Source organism: Mesorhizobium sp. M1E.F.Ca.ET.063.01.1.1 (assembly GCF_003998155.1).
In the GTDB taxonomy this organism is placed as follows: Bacteria; Pseudomonadota; Alphaproteobacteria; order Rhizobiales; family Rhizobiaceae; genus Mesorhizobium.
Genome location: NZ_RZSC01000339.1, coordinates 1 through 6,113, shown reverse-complemented (window position 1 = coordinate 6,113; position 6,113 = coordinate 1). Strand labels below are relative to the sequence as shown.

The 6,113-nt window shown below is 62.8% G+C and carries 7 protein-coding genes; 5 read left to right on the top strand and 2 right to left on the bottom strand.

Translation table 11 applies throughout. The features are described from left to right. A partial coding sequence (locus EOA29_RS21750; protein WP_145969734.1) for an NAD(P)/FAD-dependent oxidoreductase occupies positions 1–505 on the bottom strand: 505 nt, incomplete at its 3' end. 215 nt (positions 506–720) lie between these two features. Here EOA29_RS21750 and EOA29_RS21745 point away from each other — a divergent pair. The 5 genes from EOA29_RS21745 (at position 721) to EOA29_RS21725 (ending at position 5,855) form a co-directional block, all read left to right on the top strand. Beyond that, complete coding sequence (locus EOA29_RS21745) at positions 721–1,515, top strand: class I SAM-dependent methyltransferase (protein WP_126091585.1); 795 nt, start codon at positions 721–723, stop codon at positions 1,513–1,515. 6 nt (positions 1,516–1,521) lie between these two features. Next, entirely contained in the window at positions 1,522–2,208 is a 687-nt protein-coding gene (betI, locus tag EOA29_RS21740; RefSeq protein WP_126091586.1) for a transcriptional regulator BetI, read from the top strand. 65 nt (positions 2,209–2,273) lie between these two features. Then, on the top strand, positions 2,274–3,356 hold the full coding sequence (locus EOA29_RS21735; RefSeq protein WP_126091587.1) for an ABC transporter substrate-binding protein: 1,083 nt from the start codon (positions 2,274–2,276) through the stop codon (positions 3,354–3,356). Between the two features lie 115 nt (positions 3,357–3,471). Further along, the gene (locus EOA29_RS21730; RefSeq protein ID WP_126091588.1) at positions 3,472–4,548 is read left to right on the top strand and encodes an extracellular solute-binding protein; all 1,077 of its coding nucleotides are present in this window, start codon (positions 3,472–3,474) and stop codon (positions 4,546–4,548) included. Next, complete coding sequence (locus EOA29_RS21725) at positions 4,545–5,855, top strand: flavin monoamine oxidase family protein (protein ID WP_126091589.1); 1,311 nt, start codon at positions 4,545–4,547, stop codon at positions 5,853–5,855. The genes EOA29_RS21730 and EOA29_RS21725 overlap by 4 nt, the downstream gene beginning before the upstream one ends. Here EOA29_RS21725 and EOA29_RS21720 read toward each other — a convergent pair. Beyond that, the coding region (locus EOA29_RS21720) for a TOBE domain-containing protein (RefSeq protein ID WP_127221468.1) at positions 5,819–6,113 on the bottom strand (295 nt) is incomplete at its 5' end. The genes EOA29_RS21725 and EOA29_RS21720 overlap by 37 nt on opposite strands.

Here is a 6,113-nt window from a genome sequence, read left to right as displayed (position 1 = left end):
CGGCGGTGAGACCGGCGAATTTCTTGGCGAGATAGAGCAGCTCGCCGAGGTCGCGCGGCTTGAAGCTGGTCGGGTCCGGGGCGGTGCGCATCAAAAGCGGCTGAATGAACCGGCACTGCCGCGTCACGTCGCGCGAGTAGCGGTCATAGGCCTCGGCGTCGTGCCTGGAAAAACGGGCGAACTCCCGGCGGTGCGCGTCATGATCGCGGTAGTTGGCGAGGTAGTCGCCGTCGCGCGTGAACACGGCGCCGCCCTCATAGGAGATCACCTGCAGGCCGAAGCGCGGCAGCTCCAGGTCGCGCATGATCTCGGGCCGGAACAGCGAGCAGACATAGGAGCAGTTGGAATAGAGAAAGCCCGGCGTCAGCTCGCGACTGGTGGCTGCACCTCCGACCCAGTCGTTCTTCTCGACCACCAGTACATCGAGCCCGGCGCGCTGCAGGTAGCAAGCGTTGACCAGCCCGTTATGGCCACCGCCGATGACGATCGCGTCCCATGTCTTCATGCGCGCTCACCCTCTATCCGGCCGCCCCTTCATTTTTTGATGATCTTGGCCCTGATTGCCCGAATTTGGCACGGCTAACGGCTTTTTGTCCAGCTATATTGAATGAATGTTCAACAAATGGTGTTGCTTTTTCCCCTTGATGGGCTAGGCTTTCCACGCATTTCTGGGCCTGCATGACCGAAAGGGCCAAAATCGGCTTTGGGGCTAAAAGATCGATGATCGAAACGGCTGACGCCGAGCCGGAATATGACGATACCGCCATCCGCTTCCTCGAAGCGCTCTGGGGCGACGGCTATCTGTCGCCGGGTGGTCCCGAAGAAGTCGACCGCGTGGTCGAAGGCCTGGCGCTCAAGGATAAGACGATCCTCGATATCGGCTGTGGCGCCGGCGGCATCACGCTGCATCTGGTCGCGCGCCATGGCGCGGCGCATGCGACCGGTTTCGATGTCGAGAGGCCGGTGATCGAGACGGCAAGGCGGCGCGCCGCCACGCAAGGTCTCGAAGACCGCGTCCGCTTCGTCCAGGCGCCGCCGGGGCCGCTGCCTTTTGCGGACACTTCCTTCGATGTCGTCTTCTCCAAGGACGCGCTGTTGCATGTGCCGGATAAAGACGCGCTATTCGCAGAAATCTTCCGCGTGCTGAAGCCGGGCGGCGTGTTCGCCGCGTCGAACTGGATGATCGGCCATGACGGCGAGCCGTCGCCTGAGATGAAGGCCTATGTCGCAGCCGAGGGGCTCTCCTTCGCCATGGCTTCGCCGGCGCGCTACGCCGAAGCGATGCGGCGCGCCGGCTTTACCGACATCAACATACGCGACCGCAATCCATGGTACCGCGAGGTCGCGCGAGACGAATTGGCGCGCCTGAAGGGGCCGCTTTATCAACCCGTCGCCGCTGCGGTCGGCGCGGCCTATGTCGACAAGAACATCCGGACCTGGGAGGCGATGCAGAAGGTGCTTGACAGTGGCGAGCACCGCCCCACTCATCTGCGCGGTTGGAAGCCGGTTGGATAGCCGGCGATGCTGGAGACCGTCACGCTCATGAAGACTGCAGAGGCCACCGACAACGCCGCTGAATCCCTGCGCAAAGGCGATGCCGAAAAGCGCGGCCGCAAGGCCTCGAAAGAGGTCCGGCAGCTGCAACTGATCGAGGCGACGATCGATTCACTGGCCAAGCGCGGCTATGCCGAAACGACGATGGCCAATGTCGCGGATGGCGCAGGCCTGTCGCGCGGCATCGTCAACTTCCATTTCGAGAGCAAGGAAAAGCTCCTGATCGCCACGCTGCAGCACATGTATGACGAGTATTCGGCGCATTGGCGCACAGCCTTGCAGAAGGCGGGCGACGATCCGGCGCGACAATTGCAGCATCTGGTGTGGGCCGATTTCGATCGATCGATCTGCAACAAGCGCAAGCTCGCGGCTTGGCTCGCCTTCTGGGGCGAAGCCAAGTCGCGGCCGATCTACCAGGCGCTGAGCAGCTCGCGCGACAATCACTACCAGCAGGTCTTCATCGATCTCTGCACGACGCTCAAACAGAGCGGCGGCTATGCCTATGAGCCCCAGGCCATCGCGCTGGCGCTCAGCGCCATGCTCGAGGGCCTGTGGCTGCGGCTGATGATGGGGACGGAGGACACCACGCGCGAGACCGCACTGCAGGCGACGAACGCTTTTTTGGCCGCCGCCTTCCCGAAACACTATGGCTAGCAAAAGCCGGGGGTTCGCAACAGCCGGCCTACAAGACCGGCAAGACCAAAAGAGGATGGAACAGCATGAAGAATCTTAGCCGACGTCTGACTTTGACCTTGGCGCTTGGGAGCGCGATCGCGGCTTCGGCGGCGGCGTTCGCCGTCGCCGCCGACAAGGACCTGACAGTGTTCGACTGGTCCGGCTACGAGGACCCGAGCTTCCACGGCAAATATATCGAGAAGAACGGCGACTCGCCGACCTTCGCCTTTTTTGGCGACGAGGATGAGGCTTTCGAAAAGATCCGCTCCGGGTTCAAGTCCGATCTAGGCCATCCCTGCTCGCAAAGCGTGGTGAAGTGGCGCGAAGCGGGACTGCTGCAGCCGCTCGACACTTCGAAGATCACCGGCTGGAAGGACCTCAATCCCGGCATCATGGCGATGAAGGCCCTCGCCACCACGCCCGACGGCAAGGCCTGGTTCATGCCCTGGGACTGGGGCGACACCCAGCTCACCTACAATTCCGATAAGATCGCCGAAAAGGACGTGCAGTCGCTGAAGACCTTCGCCGATCCGAAATACAAGGGCCGGGTCTCGATCCCCGACAATGTCGACGACGCCTATGCGCTGGCCAGTCTCGCCATCGGGTTGAAAGATTGGACCAAGATGACGGACGCTGAGTTCAGCCAAGCGTCCGACTTCCTGCGCCAGGTGCACAAGAATGTCCGCTCCTACTGGACCGACACCACCGACATCGTGCAGCTGCTCTCGGGCGGCGAAGTCGACCTCGCCTGGGCCTGGAACGATGCGACGGTGCAGTCGGTCAAGGCCGGCGTGCCGATCAAGTCCAAGAAGGACACCGACGAGGGCATTTCGACCTGGGTGTGCGGCTACGTGCTGTTCAAGGACGCGCCCGGCAACGTCGACAAGGCCTACGACTATCTCAACGCCGTCAACAATCCGGACGTCGCCAAGGTGCTGGTCAAGGACTGGGGCTACGGCCAGGCCAACGCCAAGGGCATGGCCGGTGTCGATCAGGCGGTGCTGAAGGAAAAGGGCTACGACAACGTGGAAAAGTGGGTCGACAAGACGCTGTTCCAGCAGCCGCTGCCTTCCGAGCTCAAGCTGAAGATGATCGCCGAGTTCGAGAAGATCAAAGCCGGCTATTGAGCCCAGTTTCGGTCGCTGCCTGTTCCGTCTGCACAGTGGAGCAGGCAGGCTCGCCAAAGCCTGGGAATTCTCCTAACCTCGTTCGCAATGTTCGCGATGGGGGAGTTCTTGCGCCATGATATCCATGCTTCGCAGCCTTGCCTTGGCCGCCGTCGTTACCGTTGGCGCGGGGGCCGCCTATGCGCTCGCCGAGGGCGGCGGCGATCTCGTCGTCTTCGACTGGTCGGGTTATGAGGATCCGCTGCTGCATCCGGCCTATACCGCCAAATACGGCGCCGAGCCGAGCTTCTCCTTCTTCGGCGACGAGGACGAGGCGTTCGAGAAGATGCGCGCCGGCTTCAAGGCCGACATCGCCCATCCCTGTTCGCAGAGCGTGGTGAAGTGGCGCGAGGCCGGACTGCTGCAGCCGCTCGACACATCGAAGATCGCCGGCTGGAAGGACCTCAATCCCGGCATCATGGCGATGAAGGATCTGGCGACCACCGCCGACGACAAGGCCTGGTTCATGCCCTTCGACTGGGGCAACACCTCGCTGCTCTACCGCACCGACAAGGTGACGGCGGACGAGGCGCAATCGCTGAAAGTCTTCGCCGACCCAAAGTTCAGGGGCCGCGTCACCATCGGTGACAATGTCGATGACGCCTATGCGCTGGCAAGCCTGGTCATCGGGCTGAAGGACTGGACCAAGATGACCGACGAGCAGTTCAGCCAAGCTTCCGCCTTCCTGCGCGACGTGCACAAGAACATCCGCTTCTATTGGACCGACGACACCGACCTCAACCAGGCCTTCACCGGCAACGAGGTCGATCTGGTCTGGGGCTGGAACGAGACCTATGTGACGCTGAAAGGACAAGGACTGCCGATCGAGATGAACCGCAACACCAAGGAAGGCCTGTCGACCTGGGTGTGCGGCTATGTGCTGATGAAGGACGCGCCGGGCAAGCTCGACCAGGCCTATGATTTTCTGAACGCCGTCAATGCGCCCGACGTTTCGGAGTATATGGTGAAAACCTTCGGCTACGGCCACGGCAACAATGCCGGCATGGCGGCGATGGACCGGAAGCTGCTTACCGACCGCGGTTTCGACAATCTCGACAAGTTCCTCGACAAGACACTGTTCCAGCAGCCGCTCGCGCCGGAGCTCAAGCAGCGGATGGTTGCCGAGTTCGAGAAGATCAAGGCCGGCTATTGAGCAGTAAGATCGAAAGGACCGACGTCATAGTCGTCGGCGCCGGCTTCACCGGCCTGTCGGCTGCGCTCGAATTGAAGCGCGCCGGCGTCGATTTCCTCGTCCTGGAAGCACGCGACCGCGTCGGCGGCCGTGTGGAAGCCACGCGAAACGGGCTCGGTGAGCTGATCGACAGCGGCGGCCAGTTCCTGTGCGAGGACATGCCGGAACTGATGGCGTTGGCCAAGGCGCGCGGCAAGACATTCGTCGAGACCTATGTCGATGGCGAATTCATTACCCACCCATCGATGTCCGTCGAGGAAGCCGAGCGGACCTACCGGATCGCGATGGCGATCCGCGAGCGCATGAACGGGATCGAGCCGGACGATCCCTCGATCACCGGGCTGACCGTCGCGACGTGGCTCGAACGCCAGAAGGACATGGCCGACGCCAAGACCGCCTTCCGTTCGATGATCGAGGGCCTGTGGTGCCTGGCGCTGGACAAGGTGCCGTTATGGTACCTGATCGACAACGATCGCCGCATCACCAACGAGGTGTTCGAGCTGCAGTATTTCTTGCGCGAGACCATGCAGTCGCTGGCCGACGATCTGGCAGGTGACCTCGGCGACCGGCTGCGGCTGGGCGAACCGGCGACACGGATCGAGCACGGGCAGCAAGGCGTTCGTATCGTCTCGGCCCGCGGTGTGATCGAAGCACGCAAGGCGCTGATCGCTCTGCCGCCGGCGACGGCGGCGAAGCTCGAATTCGCGCCCGCCTTGCCGGCGGAGCTTGCAAAGGCTCTGGGCGTCTGGGAAAGCGGCGCGGTGATTAAGATCCTGGTGCGCTATGCCAGACCATTCTGGCGCGAGCGGGGTCTGCGCGGCATGGTCATGTGGCGCGACCAGCCGGGGCTGTTTGCCTGCGATGGCAGCAAGGATCTCGACCATGCCGCGCTTATCGTCTTTGTCGGCGGGCCGCTCGCGCTGCGCTGGCACGAACTGGGCCAGCCGGCGCTGCGCGCCGAGGTGACGGCGAGGCTGGTGAAAGCGCTCGGCCCGGAAGCGGCGGACATCGTCGATTTCAACCTGCGCGACTGGACGCATGACCGTTGGAGCGGCGGCGCCTACAGCGACCTCATCATCGACGCCACGGCGAGAAACGCCGAACGCACCATCCTTGCCGGCGCGCCGCCGGTGCATTTCGCGTCGTCGGAAGTGTCGCCGTCCTTCCCCGCCTATGTCGAGGGCGCGATCGTGGCCGGGCGCATCGCCGCCGGGAAGATCTTGGCTGATCTTCAGTCCGCCATCGCCACCAGCGCTTCGGGATCGTAAGCGAGGCGGATCGGCGCGCCGACCGGAATGTCGTCGGCGCCGAAATCATTGGTCTCGGTCACTGAGAGCGGTTTTTCCAATCCCGGAATCTCGACGATCAGATGCGTGATCTCGCCGAAATAGTGGCGCTCGACCACTTTGCCGGCGACCTCGAACTTTGCTGTCGCATTGTCCCACAAAACACGCAGCCGCTCCGGCTGGATGCCGAGCGTCGCCGCGCCGCCGTTGCGTATGAAGGCTTTCGGCTTGTCGGTTTTC

Bases quoted from the DNA above. Each gene is read 5' to 3' on its own strand.
- EOA29_RS21745 (WP_126091585.1), top strand. From the start codon at position 721: ATGATCGAAACGGCTGACGCCGAGCCGGAATATGACGATACCGCCATC.
- betI (WP_126091586.1), top strand. From the start codon at position 1,522: ATGCTGGAGACCGTCACGCTCATGAAGACTGCAGAGGCCACCGACAAC.
- EOA29_RS21735 (WP_126091587.1), top strand. From the start codon at position 2,274: ATGAAGAATCTTAGCCGACGTCTGACTTTGACCTTGGCGCTTGGGAGC.
- EOA29_RS21730 (WP_126091588.1), top strand. From the start codon at position 3,472: ATGATATCCATGCTTCGCAGCCTTGCCTTGGCCGCCGTCGTTACCGTT.